The organism is Klebsiella huaxiensis, from assembly GCF_003261575.2.
Taxonomy (GTDB): Bacteria; Pseudomonadota; Gammaproteobacteria; order Enterobacterales; family Enterobacteriaceae; genus Klebsiella; species Klebsiella huaxiensis.
Genome location: NZ_CP036175.1, coordinates 710860 through 730071, shown reverse-complemented (window position 1 = coordinate 730071; position 19212 = coordinate 710860). Strand labels below are relative to the sequence as shown.

Genomic DNA, 19212 nt, shown 5'->3' with positions numbered 1-19212 from the left:
TACCTGACCTATAAAACCATCGGGTAATTCCAGCAGAGCCAGAAAGCAAAAACCCCCGCCATTTCTGACGAGGGTTTTCTGAAAAGTTGAAGCTGACCGTTAAGCCGCTTTCTTTTCGGTATAGTGTAGTGGACAGTCATTCATCTGCCCTTTTAATCACCTGTACCAGAAAGCAAAAACCCCGCCATTTCTGACGGGGTTTTCTGAAAAGTTGAAGCTGACCGTTAAGCCGCTTTCTTTTCGGTATAGCGTCGTGGACAGTCATTCATCTGCCCTTTTAATCACCTGTACCAGAAAGCAAAAACCCCGCCATTTCTGACGGGGTTTTGTTGAATGAGGAAGCTGACCGTTAAGCCGCTTTCTTTTCGGTATAGCGTCGTGGACAGTCATTCATCTTCCCTTTTTATTCACCTGTACCAGAAAGCAAAAACCCCGCCATTTCTGACGGGGTTTTGTTGAATGAGGAAGCTGACCGTTAAGCCGCTTTCTTTTCAGTATAGCGTCGTGGACAGTCATTCATCTTCCCTTTTAATCACCTGTACCAGAAAGCAAAAACCCCGCCATTTCTGACGGGGTTTTGTTGAATGAGGAAGCTGACCGTTAAGCCGGGTTCTGTCGTGGACAGTCATTCATCTAGGCCAGCAATCGCTCACTGGCTCAAGCAGCCTACCCGGGTTCAGTACGGGCCGTACCTTGTGAACCCCTATTTGGCCTTGCTCCGGGTGGAGTTTACCGTGCCACGAACTGTTACCAGCCGCGCGGTGCGCTCTTACCGCACCCTTTCACCCTTACCTGATCCCACTTGCGTGGGCCATCGGCGGTTTGCTCTCTGTTGCACTGGTCGTAGGCTTGCGCCTCCCAGGCGTTACCTGGCACCCTGCCCTATGGAGCCCGGACTTTCCTCCCCTCCGCCCGTCTCCCCCGAAGAGGACGACGACGAAGCGGCGACTGTCTGGTCAGCTTCGGCGCGAAGTATAGAGGGTTTGCCGCCGGTTGTCATCCTTCCGTCGCCATCCCAACCTGCAATGTCGCCGCAATATTCCGCGACGCATGATAAATATTGTCTGCTGCGCCGCGAAACGCCTCTTCCAGAGTGGTCACGCTGGTCAGTACGCTAAACACCGCATCAATACCATACTGATGAACCACGCCCACGTCGCGGGTCAGGCTACCGGCAATACCGATCACCGGCTTATGATACTTTTTCGCCACACTGGCCACGCCCACCGGCACTTTACCGTTAATGCTTTGACTATCCAGCCGACCTTCACCGGTTACCACCAGCGAGCAATCGAGGATATGCTCTTCCAGATTCAGCGCCTGGGTCACAATTTCGATTCCGCTGCGCAATTCAGCATTGAGAAACGCCATCAACGCTGCGCCCATGCCGCCTGCGGCTCCCGCGCCAGCAACCTGCTTAACATCAACATGCAGGTCGGCCAGAATAATATCGGCGTAATGATCAAGATTGGTATCCAGCGTGCGGATCATGGCTTCGGTGGCCCCTTTTTGCGGGCCAAAAATCCGTGAAGCGCCAGTATCGCCGATCAGCGGGTTGGTCACGTCGCAAGCCACGCGGATAACACAATCGCGCAATCGCGCATCAAGACCAGAGATATCAATCGAATTCAGGTTACACAGGCTACCGCCACCGTTGCCGATCTCCACGCCATTCGCGTCGCAAAGACGTGCGCCCAGCGCCTGTACCATCCCCGCGCCGCCATCATTGGTAGCGCTGCCGCCGATACCAATAATGATATTTTTCGCCCCGCTTTCCAGCGCCTGCAAAATCAGCTCGCCGGTACCGCGCGACGTGGTTAATAACGGATTGCGCTGGGCGGGAGGTACCAGTCCTAGTCCACTGGCCGCCGCCATTTCGATAAACGCGGTTTTGCCATCGCCGGAAAGCCCCCAGCAGGCATCAACCGGAACACCCAGCGGCCCCGTCACACAAGCACTCATCTCGGTTCCCTGCGTCGCGGCAATCATCGCCTCAACGGTACCTTCTCCGCCATCGGCGAGAGGAACCTTCACGTAGAGCGCATCGGGGAAAATTTCCCGAAAACCTTTTTCTATAGCCTGTGCCACCTCAGTGGCCGAGAGGCTTTCTTTATAAGAGTCTGGGGCGATTACGATTTTCATAGTTATGTAGCCTGACAGTGCCGCGCAAGGCAAGAATTACAGGGCGCGCATCCGCGCCCTTCTTGTTAGCGAGTGACTTCCACTTTCGCCAGTTTTTCGTAGTAGCATGCGATAGCGCTATGGTCGGCGGTACCCAGACCGTCGGCACGCAGCGCCTGCATCATCTCCATAACCGCAGCGGTCAGCGGCAGTTGTGCTCCAACGCCGTGAGAGGTATCCAGCGCGTTCGCCAGATCTTTGATATGCAGATCGATACGGAAGCCCGGCTTGAAGTTACGGTCCATCACCATTGGCGCTTTCGCATCCAGCACGGTGCTACCGGCCAGTCCACCGCGGATTGCCTGATACACCAGATCCGGGTTCACGCCCGCTTTGGTCGCCAAAGTCAGCGCTTCAGACATCGCGGCAATGTTCAGTGCCACAATGACCTGGTTAGCCAGTTTGGTTACGTTACCTGCGCCGATATCACCGGTATGTACTACGGAACCGGCCATCGCTTTCAGCAGGTCGTAATATTTGTCGAAAATCGCTTTATCGCCGCCAACCATCACCGACAGGGTGCCGTCGATGGCCTTCGGTTCGCCGCCGCTGACCGGCGCATCCAGCATATCCACGCCTTTCGCTTTCAGCGCTTCGCTGATTTCGCGGCTTGCCAGAGGCGCGATGGAGCTCATATCGATCAGAACGGTACCCGGCTTCGCGCCTTCAATGATGCCGCCTTCGCCCAACGCCACCTCTTTCACATGCGGAGAGTTCGGCAGCATGGTGATGATCACGTCACACTGTTCAGCAATGGCTTTCGCCGACGTGGCGGTTTCCGCGCCAGCGGCAATCACTTCTGCAATCGCATCCGGGTTACGGTCAGCAACCACCAACGAGTAACCTGCCTTGAGGAGGTTTTTACTCATTGGTTTACCCATGATACCAAGGCCAATAAAACCAACTTTCATTGTCATGTCTTTATCTCTCTAGTTTCGGTGGTGGTTATTTCTTAAAGGAATCAGCTAATTTCTGCGTGCCCGAACGGAATACGCCCAGGTCGCTGCCGACAGCGACAAAGGTTGCGCCCCATTCCAGATAACGACGCGCATCCGCTTCAACCGGCGCCAGAATGCCGCTTGGCTTACCGTGCTTTTTCGCGACGGCAAAGATGTGCTGGATAGCTTTTTGTACTTCCGGGTGGGAAGCATTGCCCAGATGGCCTAACGCGGCGGCCAAATCGCTTGGGCCGACAAAAATACCGTCGACGCCCGGGGTCGCGGCGATCGCATCGACGTTATCCACGCCTTGCTGACTTTCGATCTGCACCAGGATGGTGATGTTTTTGTTCGACTGCGCGAAGTAATCAGGCACGGTGCCAAACATATTAGCGCGGTGTGATACGGAGACGCCGCGAATGCCTTCTGGCGGATAACGCGTAGAAGCAACGGCATTGACTGCTTCTTCTTCCGTCTCTACAAACGGAATCAGGAAGTTATAGAAACCAATGTCCAACAGGCGCTTAATAACTACCGGCTCATTGGTCGGTACGCGCACAACTGGCGCACTAGTGCTGCCTTTCAGCGCCATCAGCTGTGGGATAAAGGTTGAGATATCGTTCGGCGCATGTTCGCCGTCCAGCACCAACCAGTCAAAGCCAGCCAAACCTAAAACTTCAGTGCTGATAGGGCTTGCGAGCGCGGACCAGCAGCCGATCTGAACTTGATGCGCCGCCAGGGCCGCCTTAAATTTGTTCGGGAAGATATCGTTATTCATCGCTTATACCTTGTCACTTAACCGTTAATTATTTCTGCAGTTCCATACGTTTGATGTCGCCGACAATAAACAGATAGCAAACCATCGCCATCAGAGCCGAACATCCTACGAAGACCAGCGCTGCGTTGAATGAATGCAGCTCGCTCACCAGGTAACCAATAACCAGCGGAGTTACGATGGAAGCGACGTTACCAAATACGTTAAATACACCGCCGCACAGACCAACAATCTCTTTCGGAGCGGTATCGGAAATCACCGGCCAGCCCAGTGCGCCAAATCCTTTGCCAAAGAAGGCCAGTGCCATCAGGCTCACCACCAACACGGTATTATCGGTGTAGTTGCACAGAATGATGGTCGAGGCCAGCAGCATTCCGAGGACAATCGGCAGCTTACGCGCCACGGTGATAGAAAAACCACGTTTAATCAGATAGTCGGAGAACACTCCACCCAGCACCCCGCCGGCAAAGCCGCACAGCGCTGGAATAGATGCCACCAGACCCACTTTCAGAATCGACATCCCCTTTTCCTGCACCAGATAAATCGGGAACCAGGTGAGGAAGAACCAGGTGATGGTGTTGATAAAATATTGGCCGAAGAACACGCCCAGCATCATGCGGTTGGTCAACAGCTGCTTGATATAGTGAAGTTTAGGACCGCTGGCCGCTGCACTACCCGGCTTTTTATGATCCATATCGACAACTGCGCCGTTCTCAGAGATAAACTTCAGCTCTTCTTTGGTCATCCGCGGATGGTCGGTTGGGTTGTGAACGAACTTAACCCACAGACCGGTCAGGACAAAACCAATCACACCCATGACGGTAAACACATGTTCCCAGCCCCAGGCAAAAGTCAGCCAGCCCAGCAACGGAGAGAACAGCGCCAGAGAAAAATATTGTGCGGAGTTAAAGATAGCGGATGCGGTACCGCGTTCTTTGGTCGGGAACCAGGCTGCAACGATACGGGCGTTTGCCGGGAAAGAAGGTGCTTCCGAGAAGCCCAGCATAAAACGCATGATAAACATTGAGATACCCGCCCAGGCCAGCGGAAATACATCCACAAAGCCTTGCAGGAAGGTAAACAGCGACCAGAAGAACAGGCTGTAGGTGTAGACTTTCTTCGAGCCAAATTTGTCCAGCAGCCAGCCGCCTGGAATTTGCATCAGCAAATAGGCCCAACCGAAAGCGGAGAAAATATAACCCATTGAAATTGCACTCAGCTGCAACTCTTTCGCCACTTCGGTACCGGCAATAGATAGCGTCGCACGGTCTGCATAGTTAACGGCAGTAACAATAAATATTATCAACAGAATTAAATATCGGGTTGGCATACCCTTTTTCTGCTCTATTGCTGCATCCACACTCATTTTATATTCCTCAGGTACGACACACCTTCCATCATTTATTACTGGTGTGATTTTAGTTATTTATAAATCGATCTTAGATACTGTCGATTTACTTATCCGACGCATTGCAAGCATGACTCAGTATAATCAGCTCACCGTATTTGATCACTGTGCATAAACCCCACAAAGAGATGACAAAAACCATTATAATTGTGCAAATGCAATAATCAGTGGGCGCTGATGCACAGTTCCAATGATTTCCTTCTATACCTGACTCCCTCTCGCAAAAATGAGTGATTTAGATCACATTTTTAAATCTAAACACCTGACATTCTTAATTCCACAAATCTGAGCATCAGAAATTGAATATACCCTAAATATTTCGAGTTGCATGAAGGCGGCAACGAAGGGAATCCCCAGGAGCTTACTAAAGTAAGTGACTGGGGTGAGCGAGGAAAGCCAACGCACATGCAGCTTGAAATATGACGGATATAACCGTTTTATTTTATTATTCGCACCTTGCTGGAGAATACTGGACAATGGCTGAAATTGAAATTAGACAAGAATCGCCGACGGCGTTTTATATAAAAGTACACGAAACGGATAATGTAGCGATTATTGTTAACGATCGAGGTTTAACGGCCGGAACGCGTTTCCCTGATGGACTCACGCTCGTTGAACATATCCCGCAAGGCCATAAGGTCGCGTTGGTCGATATTCCCGCACACGGTGAAATCATCCGCTATGGCGAAGTGATTGGCTACGCGGTTCGTGATATCGCGCAGGGTAGCTGGATTGATGAATCGCTGGTCGAACTGCCGGAAGCGCCACCGCTCAACACCCTGCCACTGGCGACCAAAGTTCCCGAGCCACTGCCGCCGCTGGAAGGCTACACCTTCGAAGGGTATCGCAACGCGGACGGTAGCGTGGGGAGCAAAAACCTGCTCGGCATTAGCACCAGCGTGCACTGCGTGGCGGGCGTTGTAGATTACGTGGTTAAAATTATCGAACGCGATCTGCTGCCGAAATATCCCAACGTTGATGGCGTAGTCGGCCTGAACCACCTTTACGGCTGCGGCGTGGCGATTAACGCCCCGGCGGCGGTCGTGCCTATCCGTACCATTCACAACCTTGCGCTTAACCCGAATTTCGGCGGCGAAGTGATGGTAATTGGCCTCGGCTGTGAAAAACTTCAGCCGGAGCGTCTGCTGGAAGGTACCGACGATGTTAAAAGCATCCCGGTGGATAGCGCCAGTATCGTTAGCCTGCAAGACGAAAAACACGTCGGTTTTAAATCGATGGTCGACGATATTCTGCAAGTTGCCGAGCGTCATCTGGAGAAACTGAACCAGCGCCAGCGTGAAACCTGCCCGGCCTCCGAGCTGGTGGTCGGTATGCAGTGCGGCGGCAGCGATGCGTTTTCTGGCGTGACCGCCAACCCGGCTGTGGGCTATGCGTCCGACCTGCTGGTGCGCTGCGGCGCAACCGTGATGTTCTCCGAAGTGACCGAAGTGCGCGATGCAATCCACCTGCTGACGCCACGCGCCATCAACGAAGAAGTGGGTAAACGCCTGCTGGAAGAGATGGCCTGGTACGATAACTATCTCGATATGGGCAAAACCGACCGCAGCGCCAACCCTTCCCCAGGCAACAAGAAAGGCGGCCTGGCAAACGTGGTGGAAAAGGCGCTCGGTTCTATCGCGAAATCCGGTAAGAGCGCGATTGCCGAAGTGCTTTCTCCGGGACAGCGTCCAACCAAACGCGGCCTGATTTACGCCGCAACGCCAGCCAGTGATTTTGTCTGCGGTACCCAGCAGGTGGCCTCTGGGATCACGGTGCAGGTATTCACCACCGGTCGCGGTACGCCGTATGGCCTGGTCGCGGTGCCGGTCATTAAGATGGCGACGCGTACCGAGCTGGCGAATCGTTGGTTTGACTTAATGGATATCAACGCGGGAACCATCGCCACCGGTGAAGAGACTATCGAAGACGTGGGTCTGAAGCTGTTTGAATTTATTCTTGATGTCGCCAGCGGCCGCAAGAAAACCTTCTCGGATCAGTGGGGCTTACATAATCAGCTGGCGGTGTTTAACCCAGCGCCAGTGACGTGATCTGCTGATATTATTTATCCCGCTCGTCATATTTCGAGCGGGATACCGTTCTTACTTATAAGCTTTAAGAAACGCCTCTATCTGCGCTTTCGTCGACGTCCCTTCCATTGGTCCGCGCTGAGCGATCGCCAGTGAACCGCTGGCATTGGCCCATTTCAACGCTTCCTGCGGCGATGCGCCGGACAGGAACAAGCTGACAAAGGTTGCACCGAAACAGTCGCCCGCCCCCGTTGGGTCCACAACCGGAACATTAAAACCCGCAACATGATGCGTTTTCTGAGCGCTGAAATAGCTCGCGCCGCGCGGGCCACGTTTAATCACCACGTGCTTGACGCCGCGCTTTAACAGTTTATCCACCAGCACTTGCTCATCGCGCCCCGGGTTGAGGCCAAAGTAATCCAGCTCACCATCGCTTGGCAGGAAAATATCCGTGTAATCGAGAATATATTCAAAGGCCTGCGACATTTCAGGAATATTGAGCATCTCTTTACGAATATTCGGATCGAACGAAACCGTGCCGTTGCGCGCTTTGATATTTTCAATCGCCTTACGCATCGCATCGATCATGCGAAACGAAAACAGCGAGGAACCCATAATGTGAAAATGATTGCACTGTCCAAGCAGGCGTTCATCAATATGGTCGGCGGTTAACAGACCACAGGCACTATTCGGCATATTAAAAATAAAATCGCGCTGTGCCTGACTCCGATAGCTTACAAAAGCACTGCCAGTAGTCGCTTTTTGCAGTATGGCGATACCGTTGACATTAACGCCATCGGCATCCAGTCGCGCGATATTCATTTCGCCAAACGCATCATTGCCGACGCAGCTGAAAAGCACCGAACCAAACCCCAGCTTTGCCACCTGGTCGGCAAAAATTGCCGGAGCGCCGCTGGGATATGGCCCCCAAAACTCTCCCGGGCGAGAAAAACCCTGGTTTTCTTCTTTTGCCAGAAACTCCACCAGTAGTTCGCCGATGGTGCAAATGGTCACGTTCATCATCGCTCCTTTACTTTGCCTTTTGCAAAGCAGGGTTGAGCCATGTCAGGCACTCATTATTGGTATAGCTATTCGTCAGTCCAGCGGCGAGAAGTCGGGCATGATATTCCGCGGCAACGACCTGCGGCGTGACTATGCCGCTAATCTGCCGTAAATCACCCATCGCGTAACGCTTGTCACCATATACCGGACGATTAGCGACTACCGCAATGACCCGCTCACTTTGAGCCACCGCTTCGCTCAGCAGGCGGGCGTTGGCTTCTTGTCTGACGCTTAAGGTGCCATCTTCAGCAATATGGTCGACGGCAACCAGCGCTCGTGAGGGGCGATAATGGCCCAGCGCGCTCAGCGCCAGGTCGCCTTCCACGATTTTGCCATTTCCCCCCAGCACGCCCCCGAGCAGTACGGTTTCACCATTCAGAAACTCCTGCGCCAGCGGAACATGCGCCAAATCGTTTAATAGCAGGCAGAGTTCGTCATAACCCGCAAGAAAGGGGATCACTTTGCGTAGGATCGATCCCTGCCCCAGAAAAAGCGTCTCGCTATCTTCGATCTGTGCGGCGATCTGGCGAGCCATTTCAGTCTCCAGCGCCTTGTCCGTCGCCACGGAAGTCTCCTGAGTCAGGGCGATCGGAGCCCCCGCCTGAGACGTGTATATTGCGCCGCCAAAAGAGCGCTTCAGGTAGCCCTGCTGTTCGAGGTAATTCAGGTCATTACGAATCGTCACCCCGGAAACGGCCAGCATTTCAGCCAGATCGTCGACTTTAATCTCTCCGTTCTTGCGCACGATCTCAGCGATGTCCAAGCGCCTTTTCAGCAGGCTTGTTGACGGTTTTGCCACAGTGTTGTGCCTTCTTATTATCTCCCAGAATAACTTTCATTTTTAAATTTCCCCGCAGCATTGTCAAACGTCACGCCGTCAAGATGCTCTTAATAAATAATTAAAATGATTTAATTCAATACATTAAAAAACAACCCGCAACCAAGATACTTTTAAAAAAGAAAACAAACAAGATTTTATAACTTTCATTTTTAAAACAACATAGCTGTTGTGTGCGCTTGATCACAACAATCTATCGAAGCGATCGCTACATTACTTTCAAAATGAAGATTAAAACCACAAAATAACTTACAACATGAAAGATGAGGAGTACGAATGTACATTATCTCCAGTAAAAATATGCTGTTGAAAGCCCAGCGCCTCGGCTATGCGGTTCCGGCGTTTAATATCCACAACCTGGAAACGATGCAGGTCGTAGTAGAAACTGCTGCCGAACTGCGCTCTCCGCTGATCCTTGCAGGTACTCCGGGAACTTACAGCTATGCAGGAACCGGTAACGTGGTGGCGATCGCTCGCGATCTGGCTAAGATTTGGGATCTCCCGCTAGCGGTACACCTCGATCACCATGAAGATCTGACCGATATCACGCGTAAGGTACAGGCCGGTATCCGTTCGGTCATGATCGACGGTTCGCACTCGCCTTTTGAAGAGAACGTCGCATTAGTCAAGAGCGTGGTTGAACTGAGCCATCGCTATGATGCCAGCGTAGAAGCCGAGCTGGGTCGTCTGGGCGGCGTGGAAGATGACCTGGTTGTCGATGCAAAAGATGCGTTGTATACCAACCCGGAGCAGGCTCGCGAATTTGTCACTCGCACCGGCATCGACTCGCTGGCTGTAGCCATTGGTACGGCGCACGGCATGTATGCCGCGGAACCGAAGCTTGATTTTGACCGTCTCGCCGCCATTCGCGATCGCGTTGACGTGCCGCTGGTACTGCATGGCGCATCAGGTCTTCCGGATAGTGACATCCGCCGGGCAATTTCTCTGGGCGTATGCAAAGTCAACGTCGCCACCGAGTTGAAAATCGCCTTCTCCGACGCTCTGAAACAGTACTTCGATGAAAATCCAGACGCTAACGATCCGCGCCACTACATGAAACCTGCAAAAGCAGCGATGAAAGATGTGGTACGCAAAGTTATTCACGTTTGCGGCTGTGAAGGGCAACTGTAATTTCCGGATCGAAGGAGCAATGTCGTGATCCATACCCTGACACTCAACACTGCGATCGATATGAATATCTTTTGCGATCCGCTGAAGCCTTCGGCAGTGAACCGAACCCGGCATACAGAATATTGCCCAAACGGTAAGGGAGTTAATGTCTCACTGATATTAAATCACTATCAGCAACCCACTCACGTTATGGGCATTTTCGGCGGTTTCACTGGCCGTTATATTGTGGAAGAGTTACGTCAGCAGAAAATTAAAGTCACGCCAGCATGGGTCTCTGAGCCAACCAGAATTAATATTTTCATTAATGATGGCACCGATGAATATAAGCTGGTGAATCCCGGAGCAAAAATTGATGATGATTGTAAGCAGCAGGTTATTCATCACCTGGAATGCGTTTCCGCTGGGGATTATTTAGTCATTAGCGGCAGCCTTCCTCCGGGAATTGAAAGCCGGTTTTATGGCGAGATTATTGAATTATGCCAGCAGAAAGGTTGCGAAATTATTCTCGATATCAGCCATCCGGTCCTGCGCCAGTTGCTGGAATTACGGCCGTTGCTGATCAAGCCTAACGATGACGAGCTGCGGGAAATCTTCAGTCTCGATGTCAGTAACCACCAGCAGGTGCGGGAGGCAATGCATACGCTGCACCAGCTCGGCGCTCGCAACGTGCTGTTAACGATGGGTGCCGAGGGTCTCTACTTTTCTGATAGTGAAAGCGTGTGGTTCTGCTCCGCACCCAAAATAGACCTGGTCAGTTCCGCCTGTGCCGGTGATGCCGCACTAGGCGCTTTTCTCAGTAAATGGCTTAATGAAGAAGACGTCACCCACGCTCTGGCATTAGCCAGCGCCACCGGCGCTGACGTTGCTGGTTCCGCCGGATTAGGAAAATTACAACGCACAGACGAATTATTACAGCAGATTCAAGTCGTCCAATTATAAAGGTCCGATTATGAAAAAAATTATTGCAGTTACCGGCTGCCCTACCGGTATTGCGCATACTTTTATGGCTGAAGAAGCCTTAAAAACTGCAGCAAAGAAATTAAATGTCGAAATTAAAGTCGAAACAAACGGCGCTTCCGGTGTTGAAAATGCCATTACGTCAGAAGATCTAAAAGATATTTATGGCGTTATTATTGCCGCTGATAAAGATGTTAATGCCGAGAGATTTAACGGACTACCCGTCATTGAAGTTCCGGTTAAAGAAGCCATTCATCATCCTGCCGATTTAATTAATAAAGTGATCAGCGGCCAGGCGACGCGTCGTCAGGGTATTTCCTCCACACAAGAATCAACGGAGAAATACGAGCAGGAATCATTCGGTCGCCAGGTTTATAAGCACCTGATGAGCGGCGTTTCTAACATGCTGCCGTTTGTTGTCGCCGGGGGGATCCTGATTGCTATCTCCTTCCTGTGGGGTATTTACTCCGCGGACCCTAATTCGCCGCAATATAACGTTATCGCCGCTACGCTGATGAAGGTGGGCCAGCAGGCCTTCTCGATCATGGTGCCAATTTTCACCGCGTATATTGCCTGGTCGATTTCCGGACGTCCCGGCATGGTGGCCGGCTTCGTCGGCGGACTGCTGGCCAACGCGACCGGCGCGGGCTTTCTCGGCGGGATCATCGCTGGTTTCGCCGCCGGTTACTTTATGCTGCTCATCCGCAATATGCTCAACGGCCTGCCGCGCCAGTATGAGGGGCTGAAGTCGATCTTTATTATGCCGCTGGTCGGCGTGCTGGTGATTGGCGTGATGATGGTGCTGCTGGGGCAACCTGTCGCCGCTATCAATAACGCGATGATGAACTGGCTGAGCTCATTACAGGAAGCGAACCCGATTCTGCTGGGTATTGTGGTCGGCGCAATGTGCTCCTTCGACTTCGGCGGTCCGGTCAATAAAGCGGCCTACGTCACCGGGACGCTGCTGCTTGGTCAGGGCAACTACTTCTTTATGGCTGGGGTTTCCGCAGCCTGCATCACGCCGCCGCTGGTTATCGCTCTGGCGACGACCTTCTTCCCGAAAGGCTTCAGCGAAGAAGAACGCGCCGCCGGGATGGTCAACTATATCCTCGGCTGTACCCATATTACCGAAGGCGCTATTCCTTTCGCCGCGAAAGACCCTTTACGCGTCATTCCCATGATGATGATCGCCTCATCCATCTCAGCGGTACTGAGCTATAGCCTGCAAATCCAGGTTCCCGCTCCGCACGGCGGCTTCCTGATCCTGCCGCTGGTGAGTAAACCGCTGATGTGGGTACTGTGTATTCTCGCCGGTTCCGCCTGCGGCGCGGTCATGCTGGGATGCTGGAGGCTTTGGCAGAAACGCACCCAGGAAGCGACGGCGCTTGCCGGTGCCATCAAATAAGGAACTTTTTATGCAACTGACTTGCGCAGATATCCATTTCGACCGCGAGGTCAAAACAAAAGATGAAGCGCTGCAATGCGTCGTTGGGAGCTTAACCGAAGCCGGGCATACCACGCCCGCTTATCTGAACGGCATGCGCGAGCGCGAAGGGCAAATCAGCACCTACCTCGGTAACGGTATCGCCATTCCCCACGGTACGCCGCAGAGTCGTGACGCGGTGCTGCAAACCGGCGTGAAAGTGCTGGCCTGCCCCCAGGGGGTGGATTGGGGGGAAGAACAAACGGCTTATCTGATCGTCGGTATCGCCGCCCAGGATAACGAACACCTCGATATTCTGCGCCAGCTCACCCACGCCCTGAGCGACGACCGCGTGCCTGAAGCGCTATCGCGCGCCGAAAACCCGCAAGCGGTGCTGGAAATTCTGGCGGGTAATATTTTGCCCGCTGAAGGGGAAGAAATTGAAGCCCCCCGGTGTTCGACGAAGAAGCGACATTTACCTTACGCAACCCCCACGGCTTGCATGCGCGGCCAAGCGCGGTGCTGGTGAAGGCGGTGAAACAGTGGCAGTCACAAATTCGGGTGGAAAATCTCGATACGCGATCCGCTATTGTCGATGCCAAAAACCTGATGCGTGTGGTTTCTCTCGGCGCAAAACAGGGGCATCGTCTGCACTTTATGGCCAGCGGGGAAGATGCCCATCAGGCGCTGGATGCTATCGGCGCGGCCTTTAATGCCGGATTAGGCGAAATTGCCGCCCAGCCGCAGCAGGTCGTTCAGCCTGCAGAAAAGCCCAAACGGAGCTGGCTATCCCGTATATTTAGTTAAATTTCAATGAATTAAAAACGCTCTGCCGTCATCGCCAGAGCGTTTTTTTATCTGTAACTTTCGAAATGTTACGTTTTATCTTTCTTTTTTTCGAGGTGGATCACAAATCAAAACAAAGTGATTTGCGAGCAAAACAAAACATAACGAATATATTCGAAAGAAAACGGAGGATTGAAATGAAAGATATTATTTCCCGCCACAAAGCTGGCGAACACATCGGCATCTGTTCAGTTTGTTCCGCGCATCCGTTGGTTATCGAAGCGGCATTGCGTTTCGATCTGCATACCAACAATAAGGTCCTTATCGAAGCGACATCCAACCAGGTGAACCAGTTTGGCGGCTACACCGGGATGCAACCTGCGGACTTCCGCGATTTCGTGAATAAAATCGCCCAGGACGTTGGTTTTCCGTCAGAACGCATCATCCTCGGCGGCGACCACCTTGGCCCAAACTGCTGGCAGGGCGAACCCGCTGCCGAAGCAATGGAAAAATCTGTCGACCTGATTAAGGCTTACGTCGCCGCCGGCTTCAGCAAAATCCATCTCGATGCTTCGATGTCCTGCGCTGACGACCCGGTGCCGCTGGACCCGGCCATCGTCGCTGAACGCGCCGCCCGCCTGTGCCAGGCCGCAGAAGAGACGGCAAGCGATGAGCTGAAGCGCCACCTGACCTACGTGATTGGCACTGAAGTCCCGGTACCGGGCGGCGAAGCCAGCACCATCGGCAGCGTCCACGTGACCCGTGCGCAGGATGCGGCGGCAACGCTGGAAACGCACGAAGCCGCCTTCCGCAAACTGGGGCTGGATGCTGCGCTGGAGCGCGTCATTGCTATCGTGGTGCAGCCTGGCGTTGAGTTCGACCATACGCAAATTATCCATTATCAGCCGGAAGCCGCTAAAGCGCTGTCCGCATGGATTGAAGGCACGCCAATGGTCTACGAAGCGCACTCGACTGACTACCAGTCCCGCCAGGCTTATCGTGCGCTGGTCCGCGACCACTACGCCATACTGAAAGTCGGCCCGGCGCTCACCTTCGCGCTGCGCGAAGCCATTTTCGCTCTCGCGCAAATGGAAAATGAGCTGGTGGCTCCGGAATCCCGCAGCCGGGTGATGGAAGTGATTGACGAAGTCATGCTTAACGAACCGGGTTACTGGAAGAAGTACTATCGCCCAACCTGGAGCCAGGCAATGGTGGATATCCACTTCAGCCTGTCCGACCGCATTCGCTACTACTGGCCGCACCCGCGTATTCGTCAGAGTGTAGAAAAGTTAATTGCAAACCTGACCGAAACTAAGCTGCCGCTGGGCCTTATCAGCCAGTATATGCCTGTACAGTTTGAACGACTGTCGTTAAACGAACTCGCCGCCGTGCCGCACGACCTCATCCTCGACAAGATTCAGGATGTGCTGCGTGCTTACCGTTACGGCTGTTCATCTGAAATCGCCTGAAGTAAAGAGGATTTATGAGTCAATTGTTTGTTCGTACCGGCATTCATTTTAGTTCCAGCCAGCAGGCGCTGGAGCACATTGGCAAAGAGATGCTGGCGCGCGGCGTCGTGCATGATAGCTATCCACTGGCGCTGCTCGAACGAGAAGCGACTTTCCCAACCGGCATTGCGCTGGAGCAGCATGCGGTCGCGATCCCTCACTGTGAGGCGGTGCATGCAAAGTCTCCAGCTATCTATCTGATTCGTCCGGACAATCCGGTCCCTTTTCAGCGTGCTGATGACGACGGAGATATCAACGTTTCGTTAATCATCGCGCTGATTGTTGAAAATCCGACTGCACAGCTAAAGCTGCTGCGTCGGTTATTTAGTGAGCTACAGAATCCGACCACGCTTGAAGCATTACTGGCTGCCTCAGAAGAGCAGCTGCCCGAGCTGTTTCGGCACTCTATCCTTGAGTCAGAGCCCAGCGCTCAGGCTATATAACAGACTGATAATAAAAGGGGTACCCTATGAAACGTAAAGTAATCGTAGCCTGTGGCGGCGCTGTCGCCACCTCTACCATGGCCGCAGAAGAGATCAAAGACCTGTGTGCAGACCACAACATTGAGCTGGACCTGGTGCAGTGTCGCGTCAATGAAATCGAAACCTATATGGACGGTGCGCACCTGATTTGCACGACTGCCCGGGTCGACAGAACTTTCGGCGACATTCCGGTTGTTCACGGCATGCCGTTCATTTCCGGCGTAGGCATTGAAGAACTGCAGCAAAAAATCCTGAACATCCTTGCGGAGTAACGTCCATGTTTAGCGAAATCATGCGTTATATCCTCGATCTTGGTCCGACGGTGATGCTGCCGATTGTGATCATTATCTTCTCCAAACTGTTGGGGATGAAGCTCGGGGATTGCTTTAAATCAGGCCTGCATATCGGGATTGGGTTCGTCGGCATCGGCCTGGTCATCGGCCTGATGCTCGACTCTATCGGCCCGGCCGCGAAAGCGATGGCTGAGCATTTCCAGATTAACCTGCACGTGATTGATATTGGTTGGCCGGGGTCGTCACCGATGACCTGGGCATCGCAAATCGCGCTGGTGGCGATCCCCATCGCTATCGCGGTCAACATCTTCATGCTGGTGACCCGGATGACTCGCGTGGTGAACGTCGATATCTGGAACATCTGGCACATGACCTTTACCGGCGCGATGCTGCACATTGCCACCGGCTCTTACTGGATTGGTATTCTTGGCGTGGTCGTGCATGCGGCTTTCGTCTACAAGCTCGGCGACTGGTTTGCGAAGGATACTCGCGACTTTTTCGGTCTCGACGGTATCGCCATTCCGCACGGTAGCTCGGCATATTTAGGGCCGATCGCGGTGCTGGTCGATACGATTATCGAAAAAATTCCCGGTCTGAACCGCATTCACTTCAGCGCTGACGATATTCAGAAACGCTTCGGCCCGTTCGGTGAACCGGTCACCGTTGGCTTCGTGATGGGTCTGGTCATTGGCGCACTGGCAGGCTACGACCTGAAAGGCATTCTGCAACTGGCGGTGAAAACCGGTGCGGTGATGCTGTTGATGCCGCGCGTCATCAAACCGATCATGGACGGCCTGAACCCGATTGCTAAACAGGCGCGTAAACGTCTGCAGGCAAAATTCGGCGGTCAGGACTTCCTGATTGGTCTCGACCCGGCGCTGCTGCTTGGCCATACCTCGGTCGTCTCTGCCAGCCTGATCTTTATCCCACTGAGTATTCTTATCGCGGTCGTGGTGCCGGGCAACCAGGTCCTGCCGTTCGGTGACCTCGCTACCATCGGTTTCTTCGTGGCAATGGCGGTTGCGGTGCATCAGGGTAACCTGTTCCGTACGCTAATTTCCGGAATCATCCTGATGGGGATCACGCTATGGATAGCGACGCAGACCATCGGCCTGCATACCCAGCTAGCGGCTAACGCCGGGGCTCTGAAAGCGGGTGGTCTGGTGGCCTCCATGGACCAGGGCGGCTCGCCGATTACCTGGCTGCTCATCCAGCTCTTCACCTGGCAAAACGTGGTCGGTTTTGCGGTTATCGGCGTCATCTATGTTGCCGGCGTGCTGCTGACGTGGCGCCGAGCGCGCAACTTTGCAGCCGCAGAGAAAGCTGCCACGGCGCAACAAAGCCCAACCGTTTCTTAATCTCAGGGGGAGCACTCGCTCCCCCGGACATTTCTGGAGAATTTTATGCAATCAGTGGTAATCCATGCTGAGGGGACAGTGTGCGTTGAAGAACGCCCAATACCGACTCTGCAAACGGAAAACGATGTCCTGGTAAAAGTTGTCAGCTCCGGATTGTGCGGTTCTGATATTCCGCGCATCTTCGCCAAAGGCGCACACTACTACCCCATCACGCTGGGCCACGAGTTCAGCGGCTATGTTGAATCCTATGGCTCCGCGGTGACCGACCTGCAGCCGGGCGATGCGGTAGCCTGCGTGCCCCTGCTCCCCTGCTTTCACTGCCCACAGTGCCAGCGTGAATATTTCTCGCTGTGCAAACAGTATCAGTTCGTCGGTTCGCGTAGCGAAGGCGGGAATGCGCAATACGTCGTCGTCAAACGTGCCAACCTGTTCCGCCTGCCGGATCAGATGCCGATTGACGACGGGGCGTTTATCGAGCCAATCACCGTTGGCCTGCACGCCTTCCATCTGGCACAGGGATGCAAAGGGAAAAACGTCATTATTATTGGCGCAGGCACCATCGGCCTGCTGGCGCTGCAGTGCGCCCGCGAACTGGGCGCCAAAAGCATTACGGCAATTGATATCAATCCGCAGAAACTGGAACTGGCAAAAACGCTCGGCGCAACCCGCGTCTTCAATAGCAGAGAGATGAGCGGTAAAGAGATTCAGGCAGCGCTGGAAGAGATTCAGTTCGACCAGTTGGTGCTTGAAACTGCGGGTACGCCACAAACCGTGGCGCTGGGCATTGACGTCGCCGGGCCGCGCGCGCAGCTGGCGCTGGTCGGCACGCTGCACCATGATTTGACCCTGCCTTCCGCCACCTTTGGTCAGATTTTACGTAAAGAGCTGACTATCGTCGGCAGTTGGATGAACTACTCCGGCCCGTGGCCTGGGGAAGAGTGGCAAACGGCAGTGCGCCTGCTGACGGAAAAACGTATTCAGCTTGCTCCACTCATCGCCCACATCGGCGATGCAGAAAGCTTTGCCCGCGAAGTCCAGGCGCTCAACGGCGCGCCGATGCAGGGAAAAATCCTGCTTAAACTCTCCTGACCGTCTGAGCCAGCAATCAGAGCTGGCTCACACAACCTTTCGAAAATTATCGTTCAAGTTTCGTTACCCTTCGATTACACTAAGATCAGTTAATTATCAGGCAAATTAATATGAACTCATTTGAGCGAAGGAATAAAATCGTCGAAATGGTCAATGCGCAGGGCAGCGTATTGGTGCTGGACCTTTCGAATCTCTTTGGTATCTCCGAAGTCACCATCCGGGCCGATCTACGCTTGCTGGAAGAGAAGGGTTTACTCACCCGCTTTCACGGCGGCGCAGCCAGGCCAGGCAGCAATTTGACCGAAGGGGATAGTCAGGAAGTTGTACTTGAGGACCGCTATCAGCTGGCCAGTGACCCTAAAAAACGGATTGCTCAGGCCGCAGCGACGATGATTAGCGAAGGGATGACGGTGATCCTTGATAGCGGCAGCACCACCCTGCTGATTGCCGAGGAACTGGTACGTATGACCAATATCACGGTGATTACCAACAGTCTGCCTGCGGCCTTTACGTTATCGGAAAACAAAGATATTACCCTGGTGGTTTGCGGCGGCACCGTTCGCCATAAAACCCACTCCATGCACGGGACTATCGCCGAACGCTCGCTAAAGGGTATTAGCGCCGACCTGATGTTTGTCGGTGCTGACGGTATCGACACCACCAACGGCATCACCACCTTTAATGAAGGCTACTCCATCAGCGGCGTTATGGCCGCGGCTGCCCATAAGGTGGTTGCCGTGCTGGATGCCAGCAAATTTAACCGTCGCGGATTTAATCAGGTCCTGCCGATGGAGAAGATCAACTGCGTCATTACCGATGATGGTATTAGCAGTGAATATCTCTCTGAGTTAAAAAACATGCCAATTGAATTACAAATCGTATAAGAAAAGAGGCAGATATTAGAACATCTGCCTTTTTGTCACTTGATTATATTATAAATAACAAAATTAGATTTA

At 53.3% G+C, this 19212-nt stretch carries 16 protein-coding genes, 1 other RNA gene and 1 pseudogene; 11 read left to right on the top strand and 7 right to left on the bottom strand.

Translation table 11 applies throughout. From position 1 onward, the window contains the following. Window positions 1-585: 585 nt before the first annotated feature. From rnpB to garP, 5 genes are all read right to left on the bottom strand, one after another. Window positions 586-964, bottom strand: an RNA gene (rnpB, locus tag DA718_RS03540) — RNase P RNA component class A. 32 nt (window positions 965-996) lie between these two features. Next, complete coding sequence (gene garK / locus DA718_RS03535) at window positions 997-2142, bottom strand: glycerate 2-kinase (protein ID WP_112213615.1); 1146 nt, start codon at window positions 2140-2142, stop codon at window positions 997-999. 65 nt (window positions 2143-2207) lie between these two features. Next, window positions 2208-3098 carry a 2-hydroxy-3-oxopropionate reductase gene (garR, locus tag DA718_RS03530; protein WP_112213614.1) on the bottom strand — a complete coding sequence of 297 codons (891 nt, stop codon included), beginning with the start codon at window positions 3096-3098 and terminating at the stop codon, window positions 2208-2210. Window positions 3099-3126: 28 nt separating this feature from the next. Then, complete coding sequence (gene garL / locus DA718_RS03525; protein WP_112213613.1) at window positions 3127-3897, bottom strand: 2-dehydro-3-deoxyglucarate aldolase; 771 nt, start codon at window positions 3895-3897, stop codon at window positions 3127-3129. Between the two features lie 28 nt (window positions 3898-3925). Then, window positions 3926-5260, bottom strand: coding sequence for a galactarate/glucarate/glycerate transporter GarP (gene garP, locus DA718_RS03520; protein ID WP_110272926.1), 1335 nt, complete (start codon window positions 5258-5260; stop codon window positions 3926-3928). A gap of 518 nt (window positions 5261-5778) precedes the next feature. Between garP and garD the strand changes: the two genes are divergently transcribed. Further along, complete coding sequence (garD, locus tag DA718_RS03515; RefSeq protein ID WP_112213612.1) at window positions 5779-7350, top strand: galactarate dehydratase; 1572 nt, start codon at window positions 5779-5781, stop codon at window positions 7348-7350. 51 nt (window positions 7351-7401) lie between these two features. On the opposite strand, the gene DA718_RS03510 is transcribed toward garD, so the two are convergent. After that, complete coding sequence (locus tag DA718_RS03510; protein ID WP_112213611.1) at window positions 7402-8349, bottom strand: sugar kinase; 948 nt, start codon at window positions 8347-8349, stop codon at window positions 7402-7404. 10 nt (window positions 8350-8359) lie between these two features. After that, window positions 8360-9154, bottom strand: a complete 795-nt coding sequence (locus DA718_RS03505) for a DeoR/GlpR family DNA-binding transcription regulator (protein WP_167492720.1) — start codon at window positions 9152-9154, stop codon at window positions 8360-8362. Window positions 9155-9505: 351 nt separating this feature from the next. Between DA718_RS03505 and DA718_RS03500 the strand changes: the two genes are divergently transcribed. From DA718_RS03500 to DA718_RS03455, 10 genes and pseudogenes are all read left to right on the top strand, one after another. Next, on the top strand, window positions 9506-10360 hold the full coding sequence (locus tag DA718_RS03500; protein ID WP_112213609.1) for a tagatose bisphosphate family class II aldolase: 855 nt from the start codon (window positions 9506-9508) through the stop codon (window positions 10358-10360). 24 nt (window positions 10361-10384) lie between these two features. Further along, window positions 10385-11299, top strand: a complete 915-nt coding sequence (pfkB, locus tag DA718_RS03495; protein ID WP_112213608.1) for a 1-phosphofructokinase — start codon at window positions 10385-10387, stop codon at window positions 11297-11299. Window positions 11300-11309: 10 nt separating this feature from the next. Then, window positions 11310-12722: a PTS fructose transporter subunit IIC gene (locus DA718_RS03490; protein WP_112213607.1), complete on the top strand. Its 1413-nt coding sequence runs from the start codon at window positions 11310-11312 to the stop codon at window positions 12720-12722. Window positions 12723-12732: 10 nt separating this feature from the next. Then, a pseudogene (locus DA718_RS03485) lies at window positions 12733-13547 on the top strand (HPr family phosphocarrier protein). A 176-nt stretch (window positions 13548-13723) separates the two neighbouring features. Next, window positions 13724-14995 (top strand): tagatose-bisphosphate aldolase subunit GatZ, encoded by a 1272-nt coding sequence (gene gatZ / locus DA718_RS03480; protein WP_112213606.1) that lies wholly within the window; start codon window positions 13724-13726, stop codon window positions 14993-14995. Between the two features lie 14 nt (window positions 14996-15009). Further along, entirely contained in the window at window positions 15010-15477 is a 468-nt protein-coding gene (gene gatA / locus DA718_RS03475; RefSeq protein ID WP_112213605.1) for a PTS galactitol transporter subunit IIA, read from the top strand. Window positions 15478-15503: 26 nt separating this feature from the next. Continuing rightward, window positions 15504-15788: a PTS galactitol transporter subunit IIB gene (gene gatB / locus DA718_RS03470; protein ID WP_112213604.1), complete on the top strand. Its 285-nt coding sequence runs from the start codon at window positions 15504-15506 to the stop codon at window positions 15786-15788. Window positions 15789-15793: 5 nt separating this feature from the next. Further along, entirely contained in the window at window positions 15794-17167 is a 1374-nt protein-coding gene (locus DA718_RS03465) for a galactitol-specific PTS transporter subunit IIC (RefSeq protein WP_112213603.1), read from the top strand. Between the two features lie 45 nt (window positions 17168-17212). Further along, window positions 17213-18256: a galactitol-1-phosphate 5-dehydrogenase gene (gatD, locus tag DA718_RS03460; protein ID WP_112213602.1), complete on the top strand. Its 1044-nt coding sequence runs from the start codon at window positions 17213-17215 to the stop codon at window positions 18254-18256. Window positions 18257-18366: 110 nt separating this feature from the next. Next, a complete protein-coding gene (locus DA718_RS03455) occupies window positions 18367-19140 on the top strand; it encodes a DeoR/GlpR family DNA-binding transcription regulator (protein WP_112213601.1) in 774 nt (257 codons plus the stop codon). Window positions 19141-19212: the final 72 nt, after the last annotated feature.